The organism is Bacteroides caecigallinarum (assembly GCF_021530995.1).
In the GTDB taxonomy this organism is placed as follows: Bacteria; Bacteroidota; Bacteroidia; order Bacteroidales; family Bacteroidaceae; genus Phocaeicola; species Phocaeicola faecigallinarum.
On the sequence record NZ_JADYTF010000207.1, the window covers coordinates 1 to 2,338 of the forward strand.

General features: G+C 32.5%; 2 protein-coding genes. Both read right to left on the reverse strand.

Annotation, left to right across the window (positions count from 1 at the left end; translation table 11 throughout):
- Window positions 1–1,626: WG repeat-containing protein (locus I6E24_RS15990; protein WP_235329675.1), on the reverse strand; the 1,626-nt coding region annotated here is incomplete at its 3' end.
- A 5-nt stretch (window positions 1,627–1,631) separates the two neighbouring features.
- Window positions 1,632–2,338 (reverse strand): S1 family peptidase (locus I6E24_RS15995; protein WP_235329677.1); only part of this gene is annotated, 707 nt, incomplete at its 5' end.

Genomic DNA, 2,338 nt, shown 5'->3' on the forward strand with positions numbered 1-2,338 from the left:
ACTTATTGTTTTTGACAATGTTTTCTTTATAGTAGGACAGCCCTCTTCTCGAATGGTAATTGTATAGCTGAATGTTTTAGAATCTCCTTCAGGAACATAAACTGTTACAGGAATTATAGTTATTTGATCCTTTATAGTTTGCTTAATTTTGATATTTGGTCCTGAAACTTCTACGTTTGCTGATGAAGCTGCAATTCCATTAATAGACTTGATGTTAATAAAGATATTACCTTTACCTTTAGAATTAGTAGTACTATTACCGTCTAATTGTACATTAAATCCACTTTCATGTTTAGAAGAAATTGTAATTCTACGGTGCATCCATTCTAGTCCATCATATGTGATAGCAACATCAATATCATTTGATACCACATTTCCGAATTTTGTATCAGCATAAAAATATGGAAGATTCAATTTCCAAAGTTCACCTTGCTTTTTTAATGGCGCATACCGCAAATATCCATTGTCATTTATATAACATTTTAGTTGACTAGGATTGACATCTTTAAGATCAACTTGTGCTTCAACATATTGAGTAGGGGCTATCTCGTCCAAGTTTGCGGATAAATTTATTGGCAGTGGATTATGATAGAAATCAACAACCCGTGTTGGAGCTATTATTTCAATGCCTGCTGAAGGATTTAATTTTAGTACTCCAATGGATTTATCTTTTGCACTTACTATTGCATATTTTTTTTCGTATGTTTCAACATTATTAAAAGCATGTTCAAGTATTGGTTTCCCCAAATATGTTATTTGAATTCCGTTTTTTGTTTCTTGTTTACTCAACAATTCTGAACTCTCTGTTATAAAACTAAAGCTATCTTTAAGTTCGTACGGTAATTTATAATTGTAATTTGACCCTGATATTCTCCACTGATTATCAATAAAATAGTGATGTCCGTTTTGACTCATCAGATACCTGAAATCATCTGAGAGATCAACAAACATTTTACTTTCCAGCCTTTTTACACCTTTTAGTTGATTACCATTCAGCTCCATTACGCGTAGTAGATCTCCATTTCTTGTAGATGTAACTGCATATAACAGACCGTTTACCATGGAGCTTAGGAATTTATACTGAACATCTGTTATTATGGCTGATCCTCCTGATTTATTTATAAGTCCATAGTAACCATCCCCGTCAGCATATTGTACAGTAGCGATACCATTTTGGAAAGGTGCAGCCAAATAAAATTTTGGCTGGATAGATATATTGCCATTATAATTTAAGTAACCGCATAATCCATTTTGGATTTTAAATGCCATTAATCCTTCTTTATAATATGGATATGATGTCGTATATATCTGTTTATCTTCAAAAGAATTTATTAGTTCACCTTCAGTTCCAATTATTCCTAAGATTCTTTTTCCAGTTTTATCCAACAATAATGCTCTGTTTTCTACAAATGGAGTAATACTGTCTTGTTCAATTTTTAGCACTTCTTTTCCATCAGCAGAGATAACGCCCCATTTCCCATTATCGGCTCTAACCTTAAAAAGGTCGTGTCCCATGTATTCAATATCCTTATATTTATCAGGGCGACACAACCATTCCATACTTTGTCCCAGGATTTTTGTGAAGCCTAACAACAGAATGATTAATAAAAATGATAATCTTTTCATAATAATCATTTATTTGTTGATTGATTAAGCAGATTCTTGATATGAACTGCTTTTATAGCATAATTAAAACCTTGACTTTTTGTAACGCCCGAGCTAAGTACACCAATTAATTGTCCTTTATCATTAAAAATTGGTGATCCGCTCGCTCCTCCATATGATGGAGCGTTAAACCCAAATTGGTATTCATTACATTCCTGTGTGATACTTCCATTTTGTCCCAATAATTTAATTTCAGTATTTAGATCTTGTATTTCTAGTCCAAGAGGAAAGCCCATGGTGTATATATGTGAACCTACTCTTATTTCAGAATCATTTACAATTGAATTATTTAGATCTACAATAGAGCAATTGGAATCTGGAAGTTTTTTCGACTCTAGTTGAAGAATAGCAACATCCTTTTTTTTATCGTCGTATGCTTTAAATTCTCTGCATTGTTTAAGATTCTCATCGCTAAAATATGCACCATTTGGCAACATTCCAATGTATGAAAGAACCCCTTCAACTTTAATTTGTGCAGTAAAAGCATTGAGAGCAGGATTTTCAGAAGCTGCATTTGCTATAACCATTTTATATTTATCTGAAACAATTGACAACTCTTCATCAAATAACCATGGCCTTACAATGTGTAAATTAGTGGCAAGTTGTCCATCATTAGAAATAAAAAATCCTGTTCCAGTATAAATTTTCATTTTTGACCTAACACCATTTACTG